The sequence below is a fragment of the Lyngbya sp. PCC 8106 genome, assembly GCF_000169095.1.
Taxonomy (GTDB): domain Bacteria; phylum Cyanobacteriota; class Cyanobacteriia; order Cyanobacteriales; family Microcoleaceae; genus Capilliphycus.
This window is the reverse complement of record NZ_AAVU01000038.1, coordinates 15,160-32,968: the sequence shown is the minus strand read 5'-3', so window position 1 is coordinate 32,968 and position 17,809 is coordinate 15,160. Positions and strand designations below refer to the sequence as shown.

At 39.8% G+C, this 17,809-nt stretch carries 12 protein-coding genes, 2 tRNA genes and 1 pseudogene; 9 read left to right on the top strand and 6 right to left on the bottom strand.

The features are described from left to right. Positions 1-35: 35 nt before the first annotated feature. The gene (locus tag L8106_RS21560) at positions 36-530 is read left to right on the top strand and encodes a DUF4168 domain-containing protein (RefSeq protein WP_009786574.1); all 495 of its coding nucleotides are present in this window, start codon (positions 36-38) and stop codon (positions 528-530) included. Between the two features lie 44 nt (positions 531-574). Here L8106_RS21560 and folB read toward each other — a convergent pair. Next, positions 575-934 (bottom strand): annotated as a pseudogene (folB, locus tag L8106_RS21555) (dihydroneopterin aldolase). Positions 935-1,005: 71 nt separating this feature from the next. On the opposite strand from folB, the gene L8106_RS21550 reads away from it, so the two are divergent. Then, positions 1,006-1,078, top strand: a tRNA-Arg gene (locus L8106_RS21550). Positions 1,079-1,332: 254 nt separating this feature from the next. Here L8106_RS21550 and L8106_RS21545 read toward each other — a convergent pair. Beyond that, positions 1,333-1,476: a chlorophyll a/b-binding protein gene (locus L8106_RS21545; protein WP_039896928.1), complete on the bottom strand. Its 144-nt coding sequence runs from the start codon at positions 1,474-1,476 to the stop codon at positions 1,333-1,335. Between the two features lie 223 nt (positions 1,477-1,699). On the opposite strand from L8106_RS21545, the gene ispF reads away from it, so the two are divergent. Genes ispF through larB form a run of 3 tightly spaced genes read left to right on the top strand, consistent with a single transcriptional unit; the run spans position 1,700 to position 4,775 of the window. Further along, the gene (ispF, locus tag L8106_RS21540; RefSeq protein WP_009786570.1) at positions 1,700-2,185 is read left to right on the top strand and encodes a 2-C-methyl-D-erythritol 2,4-cyclodiphosphate synthase; all 486 of its coding nucleotides are present in this window, start codon (positions 1,700-1,702) and stop codon (positions 2,183-2,185) included. Positions 2,186-2,244: 59 nt separating this feature from the next. Beyond that, complete coding sequence (locus L8106_RS21535) at positions 2,245-3,966, top strand: ABC transporter substrate-binding protein (RefSeq protein ID WP_232228551.1); 1,722 nt, start codon at positions 2,245-2,247, stop codon at positions 3,964-3,966. Positions 3,967-3,998: 32 nt separating this feature from the next. After that, positions 3,999-4,775 (top strand): nickel pincer cofactor biosynthesis protein LarB, encoded by a 777-nt coding sequence (gene larB / locus L8106_RS21530; protein WP_009786568.1) that lies wholly within the window; start codon positions 3,999-4,001, stop codon positions 4,773-4,775. Here larB and L8106_RS21525 read toward each other — a convergent pair. Continuing rightward, positions 4,772-5,407, bottom strand: coding sequence for a GNAT family N-acetyltransferase (locus L8106_RS21525; RefSeq protein WP_009786567.1), 636 nt, complete (start codon positions 5,405-5,407; stop codon positions 4,772-4,774). The genes larB and L8106_RS21525 overlap by 4 nt on opposite strands. Positions 5,408-5,875: 468 nt before the next feature. Here L8106_RS21525 and L8106_RS21520 point away from each other — a divergent pair, with 468 nt between their 5' ends. The 4 genes from L8106_RS21520 to L8106_RS21505 all read left to right on the top strand — a co-directional run bounded on the left by L8106_RS21520 (position 5,876) and on the right by L8106_RS21505 (position 11,454). Next, positions 5,876-9,361: a response regulator gene (locus L8106_RS21520; RefSeq protein ID WP_009786566.1), complete on the top strand. Its 3,486-nt coding sequence runs from the start codon at positions 5,876-5,878 to the stop codon at positions 9,359-9,361. Positions 9,362-9,431: 70 nt separating this feature from the next. Then, a tRNA-Gly gene (locus tag L8106_RS21515) sits at positions 9,432-9,502 on the top strand. 1,081 nt (positions 9,503-10,583) lie between these two features. Beyond that, the gene (locus L8106_RS21510; RefSeq protein ID WP_009786565.1) at positions 10,584-10,982 is read left to right on the top strand and encodes a hypothetical protein; all 399 of its coding nucleotides are present in this window, start codon (positions 10,584-10,586) and stop codon (positions 10,980-10,982) included. A gap of 22 nt (positions 10,983-11,004) precedes the next feature. Then, positions 11,005-11,454 (top strand): hypothetical protein, encoded by a 450-nt coding sequence (locus tag L8106_RS21505; protein WP_009786564.1) that lies wholly within the window; start codon positions 11,005-11,007, stop codon positions 11,452-11,454. 282 nt (positions 11,455-11,736) lie between these two features. Here the strand turns inward: L8106_RS21505 and L8106_RS21500 are convergent, their stop codons facing one another. From L8106_RS21500 to L8106_RS21490, 3 genes are all read right to left on the bottom strand, one after another. Next, on the bottom strand, positions 11,737-12,162 hold the full coding sequence (locus L8106_RS21500; protein ID WP_009786563.1) for a hypothetical protein: 426 nt from the start codon (positions 12,160-12,162) through the stop codon (positions 11,737-11,739). A 1,490-nt stretch (positions 12,163-13,652) separates the two neighbouring features. Continuing rightward, complete coding sequence (locus L8106_RS21495; RefSeq protein ID WP_009786562.1) at positions 13,653-14,138, bottom strand: hypothetical protein; 486 nt, start codon at positions 14,136-14,138, stop codon at positions 13,653-13,655. A gap of 273 nt (positions 14,139-14,411) precedes the next feature. Then, on the bottom strand, positions 14,412-17,549 hold the full coding sequence (locus L8106_RS21490; RefSeq protein ID WP_009786561.1) for a class I SAM-dependent DNA methyltransferase: 3,138 nt from the start codon (positions 17,547-17,549) through the stop codon (positions 14,412-14,414). Positions 17,550-17,809: the final 260 nt, after the last annotated feature.

The following is a 17,809-nucleotide window of genomic DNA, read 5'->3' as shown; positions in this document are numbered from 1 at the left end:
CAGTTTATGTATCCATTCGCTATAGCGCATTCACTATGAATACCCACACTCAACTCTTTTCTCATTCTTTCTCTCAAGTCCTCTCAAAAGCTGTAGGCGTTAGTCTTCTTTCTATTGTTAGCTTGCTGAGTGGGTTAACTCCGACTCTGAGCGAGCAATCTCCTCACTTGGGTTTAAGTGCGGTTCATGCTCAAGCCAACCCCAATTTCACCAATGAAGAAATCACCAATTATGCTCGTGTGGTTCTTGCACTAGAATCAAGAAGACATCAGGTGTTTAATGAGATTAAAAAAGTCATGGGGGAAGTTCCTCGGATTGTTTGTGACCAACCCAGTAGTATTAACGCCCTTCCTGGAAATGCACCCCAACTTGCTGTTAGCTACTGTGATCAAGCTAAACAGATTATTGAGGGTAGGGGTTTAACGTTGACTCGATTTAATGAGATTACCCTTCGTCAACAAAGTGATCCTCAATTTAGGCAAAGAATTCAAGCTGAAATCTCTAAACTTTTAGAGTCCCCGAATCCATAATCTCACTTTGTCGCCAGTCTAGCCTAAAATTATCCAAAACCCGCTTAACTTCGGGTTCGGGTGATATCAATCTGGATTTGTCCCCCAAAATCGGGAATGGGAGGATTGGGTTTGGTCAGCTGGACTCTAACTTGTTGAACGAGAGGCTGTTGGAACAACGCTTGAGCAATTGCACTCGCCAAGCGTTCTACTAGGGAAAATTTACCGCTTTTGCTCAGTTTCTTGACAATAGCGATCGCTTCTCGATAGTCTAATGTATCTTCCATGGCATCCCTTTGTCCGGCTTTTGTTAAATCTAACCACAAGGTTAGATCGACCTCAAACTACTGACCTAGCGTTTGTTCTTCCGGTAAATAGCCCGTGTAACCATAGCAGCGAATTTGGCGAATATGAATGGCATCCATTAATTTAATCTAATATTTTGAATCTAATCTTTCTCAAGACATTGAAATTATGCTATAGTTTACAAATATATGGGTATGTAGCTCAGTGGATAGAGCATCAGATTCCGGTTCTGAGGGTCGGGGGTTCGAGTCCCTCCATGCTCGTTTTGAATAATGGCAATAATATAGAGGTTTGCAAACCACCGCCTTTCTAAGTCCAGTTCCCCATTTTACTCATATTACAAAAAAATCAACAAAACTAAAACAGAGATCCCTATGTAGCAAGGGTTTTTTCTAGTACCTACCATTAATACCAAAACTAAAGGCTTCCGAAGCATTGCTCTCGGAAACCTGATCAACTATAGCTCAACTATTATGTATGGCAGCACTAAACAATTCAACTGACTTCAGTGAATTACTTACATTATGCCGATTTGAGACAGAATACCTTGTCCAGTCAGGTATTCGGTTGCAAGTCCGATTACAAAACCTAACATAGCCAGACGGCCATTCCAAGTTTCTGCAAACTCTGTAAATCCAAATTTAGTTTCTTGGTTTTCCATGTCTAAAGACTCCTTTTTTTTGTCTCTGTCACCTATACATAACTTAACATATAGACCGAAAACCTGCAACATTCTTTTACAAAATCCAAAAATGGGAGCATCGGGACTGCGCTAAAGCCCAACCCCAAACCAGATTCCTAATTTTTGGGTCAAGAGTAACCAGTATGAACCCGCTCATCCGATAATGAACTATTGTAAAGAAGCGATAGATTGATAACCAACCATGAATATTCGGATCGGTAACGGCTATGATATCCACCGTCTGGTAGAGGGACGACCGTTAATTTTGGGTGGAGTTCATCTCAAACACGAACGCGGACTCCTCGGAAACAGCGATGCAGATGTGTTGACGCACGCTATCATGGACGCAATGTTAGGCGCACTCAGTCTCGGTGATATCGGACTCTACTTTCCGCCAACCGATGAAAAATGGACAGGTGCAGATAGTTTAGTTCTACTCGATCAAGTCCATCAAATGATTCAGCAACGGGGTTGGAAAGTGGGAAATATTGATTCTGTCGTAGTCGCCGAACGACCTAAGCTTAAACCTCACATTTCAGCAATGCGTGATCGCATTTCCCAAGTTCTTCAGATCGAACCCGAACAAGTCGGGATCAAAGCCACAACCAACGAAAAATTAGGCCCAGTAGGACGAGAAGAAGGAATAGCCGCTTATGCTGTCGCCTTGTTAGAAACTCAATTGAATTGAAGTTAGTGCAAGTTATGAAAGATCCTCTCATCCAGGTTTGGCGTCGTGGACTCAGCATCATGATCACAGTCCTTTTAGTGATCACGCTTTCCGCCTGTGGCCCGGCAAAGTCAACCCTTCCCTCTCGTTTAGTTGTTCCGACACCGAGCGGGCCTGCAACCTTTAACTACCCCCTGAATAGTTCAGCTTACAGTGTTTTTAGCTATATTTACGACTCATTATTACGAGAAAATCCCTACACAAGTGAACTCGAACCCGGACTTGCTGAATCTTGGGAAGTTTCTCCGAACGGCCAAAAAATTGTGATTACATTGCGAGACAATTTAAAGTGGTCTGATGGAGAAGATATGACCGTTGATGATATTGTTTTTACCTACAATCAAATCTATCTCAACGACAAAATTCCCAGTGGAGCGGCTGATATTTTGCGAGTGGGAGAAAGCGGTCAATTTCCCACCGTTAGAAAGCTCGATGATCGCCGGGTAGAATTTTCGGTTCCAGAACCTTTTGCACCTTTTTTGCGCTATGCAGGCGGCTTACCGATTTTACCTGCTCATGCCTTAGCTGAGTTTGTCAGTACCCTTGATGAAGACGGAAATCCTGTCTTTTTAAGTAGTTGGGGAACCGATACCGATACCGATAAAATTGTGGGAAATGGCCCCTATCGTCTTGAAAGTTATGCACCGAACCAGCGAGTTATTTTACAAAAAAATCCTTATTATTGGCGTCAAGATCAACAGGGAAATGAGCAACCTTATATTGAGCAAATTGTTTGGCAAATTATGGAAAGTACCGATACTCAACTGCTCAATTTTCGCTCTGGGGCGTTAGATAGTTTAGATGTTCAACCCGAAGCATATCCACTCTTGAAACCTGAAGAAAAACGGGGGAAATATACGATTTATACTTCGGGTCCAGATACGGGAACAGTTTCCCTGGCTTTTAATCTCAATCAAGGCCGAAATGCCAAAACGGATCAGCCCTTTGTTCAACCGACTAAATCTCGTTGGTTTAATAATAAACAATTTCGACAAGCGATTTATTATGCTATTAATCGTGAGGTGATGAAAAATAATATTTATTTGGGCTTGGGGGCGTTGAAACATTCTCCAATTCCTGTACAAAGTCCTTACTATTTATCTCCAGAAGAAGGACTAAAAACCTATGATTATAACTTAGAAAAGGCGAAAGAAATTCTCGCCCAGGAAGGATTTAAACTCAAAAATGGTCGTTTAGTGGATCAAGAAGAGAATCCCGTTCAATGGACAATAATGATTGCATCCGGCAACAAAATTAGAGCGCAAATGGCAACCCAAATTACTCAGGATTTGGCTAAACTGGGAATTAAAGTGTATACTCAGCCTTTAGAATTTAACGCCTATGTAAACCGCTTAAGAAATCGAAACTGGGAGACTTATTTGGGTGGCTTTACAGGTGGATTTGAACCTCATGGGGGTTATGTGATTTGGTCAGTTGACGGACGATTACATAGTTTCAATCAAGGCCCACAACCAGGACAGGAAGATATTGTTGGCTGGAAAGTTGCAGATTGGGAACAACAAATCGATGATCTTTATGTACAAGCTTCTCAAGAGTTAGATGAAGAAAAACGCCAAGAACTTTATGGTCAAGCCCAACAAATTATCGCCGAAGAACTGCCCTTTTTATATATGGTGAATCCGCTCTCTTTCGAGGCAATTCGCGATCGCATTGAAAATTTAGAATATACACCCTTGGGCGGTGCATTCTGGAATCTGTATGAATTGAACATACAAGAATAAGTGAACACTGAAGTAATCGCCGAAACTTTGAGATGAATCCAGAAGCTTTACAAAATTTACTCGAATCTGTCGCCAACGGTCAAATGAGTCCGACAGAAGCCTTGCAAAAAATCAAACATTTTGACTTTGAACCGGTTGGAGATTTTGCTCGAATTGATCACCATCGCAAGCTGAGAACAGGCTTTCCCGAAGTAATTTGGGGGCCAGGTAAAACCCCAGAACAAATTATCGACATTATCCAAGCCATGCGACAACATCACCTGACTGTGATGGCGACTCGCATTGAAGCCGATGTCTATGAAAAATTAACAGCGACAATTCCAGATTTAGTTTATTATCCTACCGCTCGAATTTGTGCGATCACCTCGCCAACTTCGCCCCCACGATTATCTGGAACGATTACGATTTTAACCGCCGGAACAGCCGATTTACCCGTCGCTGAAGAAGCTGCCGTCACGGCAAATTTGTGCGGCTTTCCCGTCAAACGGCTATGGGATGTCGGAGTCGCGGGAGTACACCGCTTGTTGAGTAATTGGCATTTAATTGCTGAGGCGGATGTGTTAATTGTTGTGGCGGGAATGGAGGGAGCATTACCAAGTGTGGTCGCAGGTTTAGCCGACTGTCCGGTTGTTGCTGTTCCTACCAGTGTCGGTTATGGAGCCAGTTTAAATGGTTTAGCCCCCTTGTTAACGATGTTAAACTCCTGTGCGGCCGGAGTCGGAGTCGTGAACATTGATAATGGATTTGGTGCGGCGATTTTAGCCGGCCAGATCTTACGAGTTGCCCAAAAACAACAAACTTCCCCTTAAGTCTTGAGAGTTTTCCGCATAAAGAGTCGTTTAGGCTGGCCAAAGAGCATGGAATTCCAACCTCGATCAATTTCAGCCAGCCGATAACCGGCTTTGAAATACAATCGTTTAGCCGGATGATTATCTTCTAGGACGTGTAGGTAGAGTTGAGAGTATCCCCATTGTTTGGCAATAGACTCACCGCGAGAGAGTAATTGTTGGGCGACTCCCAAGCGTCGATACTCCGGATGAACAGCGAGGTTCGACAAATAAGGGAACTGACGTGATCGCGAAGCAATCCAAACATTGGGCGATCGCAGTCCCATTTCGACCGTTCCGACTAATACATCGGTGGTGATCGGAGACTGATTGACTGAAGAACCCGTAGAATTTGAACTTACGGCAACTAGACAGACATAATAATCCGAGGAATTGGCGAGACGGTTGCGTAAATCTTCATAAATTCCTAAACGTAGGATCGGATAGACCCATCCGAGAACGCCAATGCGCGAGTGAAAGCTTTCGGCTAAAACATCTGTTAATCCCAGTAAATCAGCCGATGTAGCAACCCGGACACTCAAATGAGAAGGATTGGGAGAATATCCAGAAACAGGCGGATTTTGAGACTTTGAGGTTAAGAAGAATGGATTCACAATTCTCAGTTCATGCTATAACACTTTAACCCATCTTAGATTTACTCAATGGAATTGCACCGATCACAAAGGATAATCTAATCAAGCCATCATCTGGTTCGTCACTGTAAAATGAAGACTAAAGATACACAGTCACTCAATCAGATACTTTTTTAGTATAGAGCCAGACCGTCAACAGTTTGGAGTACACTGGGAAATTCAGGGATCTTAAAACAGATAAATGCTCCTGTTGAGGGGTTTAGAAGTCATCTGTTGTCGTGTCATACCAATAAACAAGAGATCAGAATATGATTGATCTGGGTGCATTTTAGACAAACTCCCAAAATCTCAAGAATGTTATATCTAATCTATGTAAGCCGTTATGCTGACCCAATTGCGATTCTCCGGTAACTGTGATTACTTCTCACTTGCCCCCTGTATCCAACTTTACTATTGACATCATTCGCTTTTGCAGCAGGAGAGCGGTGCATGAATTTCCTTAAGAAATCTAAACCCAAAATTCTAGTTGTTGACGACGAACCGGACAATCTAGACCTGCTCTATCGGACGTTCTATCGAGCATACAAAGTTCTCAGAGCTGACAGTGCGCCCCAAGCTTTAGAAATTTTAGCCCAAGAAGAGGATGTTGCTGTGATTATCTCTGATCAGCGAATGCCTCAAATGAGTGGGACTGAACTCTTGAGTGTGGCAGCAACTCAATACCCGGATGCGATTCGGATTTTGTTGACGGGTTATACTGACGTTGAGGATTTAGTTGAAGCGATCAACTCGGGTCAGGTGTTTAAATATGTAACTAAGCCTTGGGAAGCTGAAGAACTCAAGGTGATTGTTAACCAAGCTTTAGAAACCCACAACGTCCTCAAAACTCGTACCGAAGAACTCAAAAGAGCATTACAACAAGAATCTCTCCTCAACGCTGTTACCAGCACGATTCGTTCTGCGCTGAACTATCGGGAAATGCTGCAACGCATTGTCGAAACTGTTGGACAAATGTTTGAGGTGAGTTACTGTATTTTACAACCGTTTCAAGATGGAGAAATGGTTGAGGAATGGTTTGTCTATCAAGCGTCTCGTCTCAAAGAGTCTGACTTTGGAATTGAAAATTCTGAGTTTAAAACGCTTGTTTGGGAAACCACCGAGGTTGATATTATCCCAGATGCCCAGACTGATGAGCGAATTCAAGGTGAAAGTGAGGAATTTCTTGCCCGAAAACAAGCCTACACTGCTGCGAATATCTGCTCTAGTCTGATTGTACCGTTGTTTTATCAACAGGAACTGATGGCTGTTCTGGCTATGCACCAAGTTGATGACTTGCGAGAATGGCTCAATCATGAAGTCCAGTTGATTATTACGGTTGCAGATCAAGCCGCCCTTGCTCTGTCTCAAGCCCGAGCCTATGAACAAGTTCAAGAACTGGCTAAACGTGAAGTTCTTGTTAATACTATCACTGCTGCGATTCGTTCGAGTCTCGATCCTCAGAAGATTTTTGCGGCTATTACTCAACAACTCGGACAAGCCCTCAGCGTTGATGGTTGCGCCCTATCTTTGTGGACGAGAGAAGATGAATTTGTGCAATGTGTGGGGTTGTATGATGCTCACTATGAAACGTCTGTTGTAGGAGACTGGTCAGAAGATGAAATAGATGCAGTTGATCCAATAGACGAAACTTCTGCTGATGCTAAAAGCCCAGAAAATTTACCCCAGTCAGCCGTTCCTATTCGCGGAAATCCGGTTCTTCAACGCTTGTTAGATACTCAAAATCCTGTTGTTATTAATGATTTGACCAAAAAACCGGACTGGAACTTAATTGAGCTTCCTTTGCGATCGCCATCTAAGGCGTTAATGGTGGTTCCTTTACTTCTAGATGATCAAATTATTGGGAGTATTTCTCTGCGTCAAAATGACTCCATTCGCAAGTGGACTGAAGCGGAAGTCAATTTAGTTCAAGTGGTTGCTGCTCAAGCTGCTTTAGCTGTACAACAAGCCCGTCTTTATCAAAAAACTCGCCAACAAGCCGAAAGATTACTTGAAGTTGATCGCTTAAAAACAGAATTTTTTCAGAATATTTCTCACGAGTTTCGCACCCCGTTAACGCTGATGATCGGCCCCTTAGAAGCGGCTGTTAATCAGACCCAAGATTTACCCTATGAACAAGCTAAAATAGCCCTGCGAAATTCTCGGCGACTTTTGCGCTTAGTGAATCAATTACTTGATTTACAACGATTTGATGCTGGACGAATGCAACCGAGTTTTCGTCCTTGTGATCTCGTTGAGTTTTGTCGGCAAACGGTTGAGTCTTTTCAACCCTATTGTGAGAAAAAAGGAATTAAACTTGAAATTAGTTTACAACTTTGTGAATCTATTTATTTAGACTTAGAACGGTTTGATAAAGTTCTTTATAATCTCTTGTCTAATGCCATGAAGTTTACGCCAGAAAATGGTGTTATTTATATAAGTTTAGAACCCTCTGGAAGTTATTGTCGTTTACAAGTCAAAGATACCGGAATAGGGATTCATCGCGAACAAATCCCCCATCTATTTGAACGTTTTCGTCAAGCCGAAGGTTCAACGAATCGCTCCTATGAAGGCAGTGGTTTAGGATTAGCTTTAGTCAAAGAGTTGGTCGATTTACATCATGGTCAAGTTTCTGTAGACTCGGTTTATGGCGAAGGTACAACATTTACGGTTTGGCTACAAACAGGAACTGCTCATTTACCGGCAGATCAGGTGTTAGAAGTTCCCGCCGAGTTGAATCCTAGACGAGCGGCGGTAGAATTATCAGATGTGGAAGTTGAATTGAGTGAGGATGAAGTCTCTAATCCAACAGAGGAAAGTTTGGTCGATGAGCATCTGATTGCAACTTCTGAACCTTTAGAAAATACGATTTTAGTTGTTGATGATAACCCCGATTTGCGCCGCTATTTATCTAATATTTTAAAACCGGCTAAGTTTCATGTTGTTATGGCTCGTAATGGCGCAGAAGGATTTGAACAAGCTAAAACTTATCGTCCCGAAGTGATTATTACTGATTTAATGATGCCTGTTGTGTCGGGGTTGGATTTAATTCGTATGATTCGCGAAGATGTTCAGTTAAGAGGAACTCCGATTATTTTATTAACTGCAAAAGCTGATGAGGATACCCGCATCGAAGGCGTTGAACGAGGTGCTGATGCTTATGTTTCTAAGCCGTTTAATGATCGAGAATTACTTGCTGAAGTCCGCAACTTGCGAGCGCTGAAAGAAAATGAACGTCGGGTGGCGGAATTAAATCGATATTTGACAGAATCGGTTTTGAAGCGGTTTTTACCGCCTCCGATGGTCGAACGAGCCGCAGCCGGGGATTTGGTGTTAGATTTAAACCCAGAACCCCGTTTAGTAACGATTTTATTTACGGATATTGTTGGGTTTACACGGATGTCAAATCAACTTCAGTCTCGCCGGATTGCTCAAGTGTTAAATGAATATTTAGCCGCAATGACTCAAGCGGTATTTGAAAATGGCGGAACGGTTGATAAGTTTATCGGGGATGCGGTGATGGCGTTGTACGGGGCGCCCCAAGAGTTACCCCCAGACGAACAGGTGAGGCGAGCATTGGCTTCTGCGCGGGCGATGTTGCGGGCTTTAGACAAGTTAAATCTCAGTTGGCAAGAACGAAGCTTAGTCGGTCACAATGGTGTTGAACCGATTCGTTTTCGCTGCGGGATTCATCAGGGAATGGCAGTTGTCGGAATGTTTGGGTCCAAAGAGCGATCAGATTACACGGCGATTGGCCCTTCGGTGAATATTGCGGCTCGTTTACAGGAAGTGGCTTGTCCCAATCATATTTTAGTCTCAGCAGAAGTCGCACAATACCTCGACCAACGGGAAATTCTCTCGGAGGAAATGCAGTCGTTGAAGGGGATAGATGAACCTGTATCCACCTTTATGATTGCTTCTGAGCCGATTGCTGAGTAATCTCAAAATTTTTGCTCAAAAATTGCTCAATTTTTCAAAACTTGTGCTATTATAATAGAACTGCAATCTTGCGGGTGTAGTTTAGTGGTAAAACCTTAGCCTTCCAAGCTAATGATGGGGGTTCGATTCCCCCCACCCGCTTTTAGCCTGTTGCCTTGATGTAACGTGATTTCAGCTTTTAACCTAGCTTAAGTTATTAGCTTTTTACCCAGTTATTACCCAATCGACTAAAGCATAACTAGAAAAATGGGTAACTGTCCATCACATACTTGATAGGATTTATTCGTCAACAAGCACATTACTGTAATCCTGTCAAATCAATTATTCACTCTGTTTTTACTACTTACCCCCAACCTGAACTCTTAAGCCTACTACAGACGCTCTATCTGTCAAGGTCAGGCCTTCGGTGCTAGGAGCAACCTTGACATCTATCGCTTGCCTGTAGTGCTTAGAGTTTTGTCAGGTTTAGGGGGAAGGTGTGTTAGGGAAGATTTTTGCTCAGGCAAACTAGCAAGGATACAAATTTTGTATCCGTCTTAGCTGATTGAGTTAAGGTTTTAACAAACCAGATATCACGTTATCGATGTGAAGGTTATATAAGATTAGTTATGTAGGATTGTACTCAAGAAGTCTTGGTCATTTGCTTGTAACGTAGTTGTCGTTTGCTACCATGTTTGTACGTTTATGTCAATAGTCTAACTTTATACAGTCTGTTGTCCTTACCTTGGGGTAGAGTTGCAGAATTCTAGTTGTATAATTTGCACTGAAATTAAAGTCTGAAAGCCTTACTGCACAAGGCTTGTAATATTGAACGAACTTACCCCCTAGAACGATTAATAAGTTGGGGTCTATTTACGGAAAAGATTGAAACTACTGCCAGATAAAGGCTCTATCTTGTTGATTCAAACTTCAATTCAAAGATTTGATACTAGGGCTATAAAAATTTCTGATAAACGCTTGACAAATATCGCGATTTGTAGATTTTATTGATGTTTTAATCATATTAAAATAATTTATAAGTATTGACACTAGCAACTTAATAAGCTTACTATTTTTTTAATGCCTGGTAGGTGTTGGTAGCACCTACCAAGCTTGTCCACTGATAGATTGGTATCAATGAACAAATCAATTATAGGGCTTTTTGCAGGCTCTAAAATAGTCGTTTCAATCTTTTTTAAGGTTGTCTATCTTCCCCTTATGCACATCACAAGAGGGGGTAATAATGGCAACTGAATTAATTAGTTTTCGCCTATCCGGTGACGACCTGGATTGGATTAAGTCTCAATGTTTACCAGGTGAGTCTTTCAACCTTGCAGCTAAAAGACTGTTACTCTCTGTTGATAAAGGTGTTAACACTGTAGACACTTCTGTAGACACATCAGAAAACGAGTCTAAGTTAAGCGAGTTGGAGTCTCGTTTGAATAAACGCTTAACAGAGATTGAACAAAGACTAGAATCACTCCCTCAGGCGAATGGGTCTGTAGACACTTCTGTAAACACCTGTATACACCTGGAGAAATGGTTGTCTGATACATTACCCAAGCTTAATCAATCGCCTGGTTATAAGGATAAATCAGCACGTTCATTAATCAAGTCTATTCAAGACTTAGGCAATTCTTAACGACACATCAAAACATAGAACCATGAACATTGCATTGAATATTCCCACACTCCCATTAAAGCACTGGAGTAAGTTCCGTTATAATAGCAAAAGTGGCTACAAACTCTTAGTTCCATCAATTGAGATGGTAACAAACCAGCGTTTTTTTAAAGTGTTTTATCACGCACAACAGAGCAAAGAAGCTTACGTTCTCGTTCGCTATGATGCTGACTACGTTCGTTATTACTACGGCAAAGAAACGATAGAAGTTAACGGTAAGGTGACGGTTAAATGTGAAGATGATGAACTGATAGAAATCATTAAAGCTGAGTCTCAAAAGGTTGAAAACTGGCTTGATATTATCAGGGAACTGAGAAGACGTGAAACACTCACTTGTGAGGAATTTGGGAGTGAATCAGGTTTTGTCAGACAACAGATGTACAAACTAAGACAGCTAACACTACAAGGTGAATCAGTGGGAATAAAAGCTTGATCTCCTCTTGTCATTTATTCATACAAGAAAGGTCACGCAGACCTGACAAGAGTAGCATCAACCTTAGAACCTTTCACTGAGCTTGCCAGTGCTTTTATAGCTACTGCAACTTGATAGAGATTACAAAAAGCAAGACAGAGGGAACTAACATTCTTTAGTTCCTTTTTTTTTATTTTATTATTATTATTATTACATTTTATTATTATTATTATTATTACTCTACTCTACTCTACTAGGAGTTACTTTATCCTTGTACAAAGTAACTCCTGTGAAAGTTAAACGCTACCTTTTATTGTTGTTAGGGTTGTGATACAGCTTGTAAATCTCTCTCATAAAATCAATAAACTCATCTTCTGTTAAACTACTTAACAAGCCTTCTAGTTGATTTATTGATTTTTGAGTTGCCCAAGCTTTATCGAAAATAACTTGTCTCATTTTTGACGGACATTCAGAATTTTTTTTAGCTTCTCCTATCAATTTACATTTTGTAAGCCTTCGTACCCCTGACTCATTCTTGATTGCCTCTCCAAAAAGCTTATGAGCTGAGTAAGGGTTGGTTTGTAATTTAGTCCAGTGAATAGTTACCATATTTCCATCCTCGTCTAAGTCTAGTTCAACATCAGAATCACGCTTAGGAGTTACTTGTCGTTTAATGAATGCAACGTCCTCCTGGATGTCCTTGATTCTATTGTCGTTATCAGATACCATTGGTTTATTCCTCAAAAGCTACTTAAGCCCGTGGTGCCGTTATTAACCGCGGGTAATTTACGTCTATAGTTTTACGTCGTAATTACGACGTAACTATGCTGTAAACCCTATAATACCGTAACGAGATTATTAAATCTATGGTCTACAGGTGTAGACAGATGTATACAGGCACAAGTAGAAATGTGTAGACACTGTAGACAGTAGTGTAGACAGGTCTTAAAGTCTTATCTGCAAAGTGAAAATGCGCTAATATTAGAGCATTTTATTCTCGTAAATTAGTTATACCAAAGCTTATTAAGTTGCTAGTGTCAATACTTATAAATTATTTTAATATGATTAAAACATCAATAAAATCTACAAATCGCGATATTTGTCAAGCGTTTATCAGAAATTTTTATAGCCCTAGTATCAAATCTTTGAATTGAAGTTTGAATCAACAAGATAGAGCCTTTATCTGGCAGTAGTTTCAATCTTTTCCGTAAATAGACCCCAACTTATTAATCGTTCTAGGGGGTAAGTTCGTTCAATATTACAAGCCTTGTGCAGTAAGGCTTTCAGACTTTAATTTCAGTGCAAATTATACAACTAGAATTCTGCAACTCTACCCCAAGGTAAGGACAACAGACTGTATAAAGTTAGACTATTGACATAAACGTACAAACATGGTAGCAAACGACAACTACGTTACAAGCAAATGACCAAGACTTCTTGAGTACAATCCTACATAACTAATCTTATATAACCTTCACATCGATAACGTGATATCTGGTTTGTTAAAACCTTAACTCAATCAGCTAAGACGGATACAAAATTTGTATCCTTGCTAGTTTGCCTGAGCAAAAATCTTCCCTAACACACCTTCCCCCTAAACCTGACAAAACTCTAAGCACTACAGGCAAGCGATAGATGTCAAGGATGCGTTAGCACCGAATGGCTTGTCCTTGACAGATAGAGCGTCTGTAGTAGGCTTAAGAGTTCAGGTTGGGGGTAAGTAGTAGAAACAGAGTGAATAATTGATTTGACAGGATTACAGTAATGTGCTTGTTGACGAATAAATCCTATCAAGTATGTGATGGACAGTTACCCATTTTTCTAGTTATGCTTTAGTCGATTGGGTAATAACTGGGTAAAAAGCTAATAACTTAAGCTAGGTTAAAAGCTGAAATCACGTTACATCAAGGCAACAGGCTAAATGTACATTAACTAATTATCTGTCGTCTTAACAAATTAGTGTCATCGAAACATCAAATCACTGTAATCCCCCTAAAATAAAGGTTATAGCGATTTTTTTCTGGGTTTTATGAAGCGATAGCGATCGCAGGAGTTTAACAAATTAGATGTCATTTACCCGAGGTTTAACAAATAGTGTCCCAACTGTAAGGCGAGGTTTAAGGTTCCGGCGTTGTGGGTGGATGGATGGTGTCAAAGGTGTTTTCTGCCCTTTGCAGAGATGGTAGAAGATCAGAAGGGTATTTGAGTAAGTTTTAAATTTATTCAATCGAAGATATATTATTAGTATCTGTAGAATTAGCATCTGTAGCAGTTATTTTTAATAGTAAATGGTGACAGCGAAATTCAGCAGGATATGATTTTCCCGGAGGAACTACTCGCTGGTGATCCGAGGTTTTATGATCACGAGTTAGAAAATCTAGATGATCATTTAATGTGCATGGTACTTTAGCTTGAATATTGCTAAAAGCTTTGTTTGAATCACCAGAAAAAAGATAACCCAACATTCCTCCTTGACTAGAAAATGGTGCATATCTACAAGTCATAAAGTTTTCATTTATCTCTTTTATATACTCACTTACTGCGCCATCTGTTTTTAACACTTTAGCTTCTAAAGGCCATATAATCCTTCTATTCTTCCTAAGAATAAATGCAATGTCATACTCTTTTGGTTGTGCTGGTGCAACTTGACGGGTCTCCCTTTCATAAGAACCATGTTGAACATAATATGGCTCATCCCCTGTCATAACGCTGCGAATTTCTGGCTCAAGCAGTTGAGTGATATCTCTTTCAATATCATCTTCAGCTTGACTACAATCAATTTATGAGAATACCTCCTTTACTAATAAATCATACCCTTTCCAAACAAAAGTAAGTATATTGATTGATGCTGTTTCACACCAATCCTTAGAAATTGCCATGAATTCATCCGTCTCTGGCCATCTTAATTCTGAAATTGTCTGCCGTCTTCTAATCAAAATTTAACTCCTGTACTACTAATATTTTGCATTTAAATTTAGTTAATTAATCTCAGATATATATCTAAGCATAATATCTGCGGCTACTTTATCAGCATCTCTTAAAGCCATAGAACGAGTCCAATAACGAATTTTGTCAGGTTTGATTAAATAAATAGTAGGAATTTTCACCCCATTCAAATCTACTGAATCATAAATCCTGGCAACACGCTGATAAAAGATGCCACCATCTTCTATACTTCCTCTTTCTAGATACAACTTATTTAAGTTTTCCAAGCGTTCCATTAAATCAGGAGAGTCAATAGGTTTAATATGAACACCTTTAGAATCAGGCTTATTAAGATAAATAGCCACTAAGCGAATAGGAAGAAGAGTCTTAGTTTGTTCCTGAAATATGGTGGCACAAACTTGTTTATCTTGTCCAAATCCTGCCTTAAGAACTCGCAAAAAATACTCACAATATGCAGTAAGTTCAGGTTCAGTATTATTCTGAGATTGACTATTATCTATACGGTGAGTTCTTTTACGTCCTGGAGAAGCACCATCTCCTTTAAAGTCTGGCAGAGTGTAATTAAATAGATCATTAATGATTACCCATTCACTATCTTTAAATGAGAATGCAATCCTTACACATTCGTCAACATCGTCAAATGTTTTAATATTATTTAATGGTATAGGGCGTGATTCAGGAATGGGAACACGTAACAAGTCTTCTACATTAGTTTCTGGTCTATAAGAAGCAAAACAACCACTTGACAAAAGTAAATAATATACAGCTAGTTTACTATTATAAGTCAAACAAGCAGTTTCCAAAACAGAACCATATTGACCAGAAATATGCACACTGACATAACTTTTAGAACAAAGAACGCCTCGATTATTATCATCAGAGACAGTAATAGCTGCTTGAAATCGTTTACTACTTATCTGCCAACCTTGCTTTAAAATCATTTGTGGCATTTCAAATGCGGAAAAATCTGTAGAGTCTCGCGAGTGGGTATATGGATCATTGTTAACAGGTAGACTTTTAGCTTCTAGGAAAAGAAATGTAGAATCAGGAAATTTTTTGGACTCCAAAATCTGTTTACCTATGATATTTTTCTGTTGTTTACTTCTATCAGAGCGAATTATCCCTTGACGTGTTTTGACAATTCCACGATTCTTAAGTTTTTCAATACTTGATTCCTGATTCAATCTTCTTAACAAGGATAGATCACGTCTCCCTCCCCACATTAAAGCTGTCCAAACTAATGGGTTTGCGATCGCCTCTTGTGGGTAAATTGTATTAACATCGTGTGGCTCAATTACTATATGATAGTCATCCTCATTTGTCATAACGGGCTTGGGACAAATGTATGTAAAAGGTTCACCGTCAGGCAGTATTGCTGACATTGTAATAATACAAGCTGGAGAAATAGCATCTTTGAACAGTCCAAAACGCAATGCTGACAAATTAACTATCTCTTCAATTTTGAACTCTGAAAAAAGCCTAGCTCGAAATTCTTGAGCAGTGCCAACCTGATTAAAAATCAAAGCCAGTGCAGGTTGCATCATTGCTACTTGTCCACCAGGTTTGGTTAAAGCAGCAGCTTTTGGTAGAAAAAGTGGGCCAATATTACCGTAGGTTATTGTCCAAACATCTCCAGCCCAAGATTTAGCTGCCGGAGTGACAGTGTTTCTTCCCCAGGGTGCATTACCAACAACTAAATCATATTTAGCAGCATCTTGAACAGAACGAAAACCTTCTTTATCTTCTTTAAAAAAATCAGCAGCGACTAATTGACGTTCGCGTAATCTAGGAAAGCGAAACTCATTTTCCCAATAATATTGAGGTTCTACTTTATCAAGCATGGTCAAATATAGACTAAAAGATGCTACTCTTACTGCTTGAGCATCTACATCAACACCAAATAAATTATTTTCTAGTAAATATTTTAAATCACTTGGCTGAATTGTTCTTGGATGAGCTTGTTCCCATCTATAAATTAAACGCTGGAATGCTTTAACCAGAAAAATTCCTGAACCACAAGCAGGATCAAGAATCTTGATATCCCATTCTTGACTATCCCAAGGTAAAACACCATCTAGTACAAAATCAACTATATGTTCTGGTGTGTAATGAACCCCTGTACCAGATTTTTTACTAACAAACTCCTCATATATACTGCTAATAAACTCCAAAGGTATAACGTCAAAATGGTAGTATGGCCATAGACTTAATTGTCCAGTTTCAATGTCTACATCACCACTAACAAAATCAGCAAGTATATTTAGATGAGCTTGTTTAACTTTTTGTTCTTCTGTTTGCCATTCAGCTTCACGTTCTTCTTCAGTAGCACCTTTACCTGGGAATAAATCACCATTGAACTCGCCGTTGAGCCAACGGAAAAATTGGTAAGTATCTCTATGATTTATTAATATGTCAGCTAACTGGGAGTATCTAGCCGATAATTTATTAGTTCGATATAAATCACCCAGTAAATTTTCATTTAAATCAGGATTACCTTCAGATTTTTGACGATCAAAAAGGAATTGAATTAAAATAATTCTTGCTAATAAATCATGAATTGTATCATCATCAAGTTCATTTTTTTGAAGTCTTTTCCGAACACTTTTCAGATTTTTCAATAGCATCTGGTCAGCGGCTTGTTTTCGTTGAAATCGCTGGCTATGTTCTTGAAAAAATTGACCTGATACTAAATCAGCCCAGTGTAACCGCAAAGTTTCAGCAGCTTGACCTGAAAGAGATACCTGATTAAATGACTCAATTTCCCGTTTGGAAACATTAATTACGGGCTTGATAATATCATCTTCTTTTGGAGGTTCTTCGTAGCACGTCCAAATTCTTAAGCGATTAGGTTCTGTTGTAATTAGTGATGGTGTACGAGAAAAACTCCAAGCAAGTTGATAAGTTTTTCTCAGTGTGTCTTCTGAAACTTCTGTGGGAAAGTCGCACACCAGAGCAATGGGTGTTTCTGTCGAGTCACCTTGAGGATTTGCCGACAGCACGCCTATTTGCACACCATGACCATCTGAAAGTTTGCTGATAGTTCTACTTAGTTTTTCCCTAGCAATTCGTGCATAAACACTAGGACCTGCACCAGATGGCTCCAAAATTTCTTGTGGAGTCGGCCAGTGAAGCTTTTCATGTGCTAGTTCAAGTAGTCCAGACTGTGACATTCCGTTTTTTAAACTGCCTTAATTAATAAGGTATAGTTCCACTTTTAAACAATCGCATTGTTAAAAATTGATTAACATTATTCAATAGTACATTAGTATGATCATCAATGGAACAATATTTAACTATAGTTGACAAAATCCTTATTGAATGCAAACACAATTTTATGAGACCCGAGCGATGCACACAACATACAACATAATATCTTGCAACTTCAGTTTTAATCAGCCAATCTAATAGTCACCTGCTGATGAATCTGATC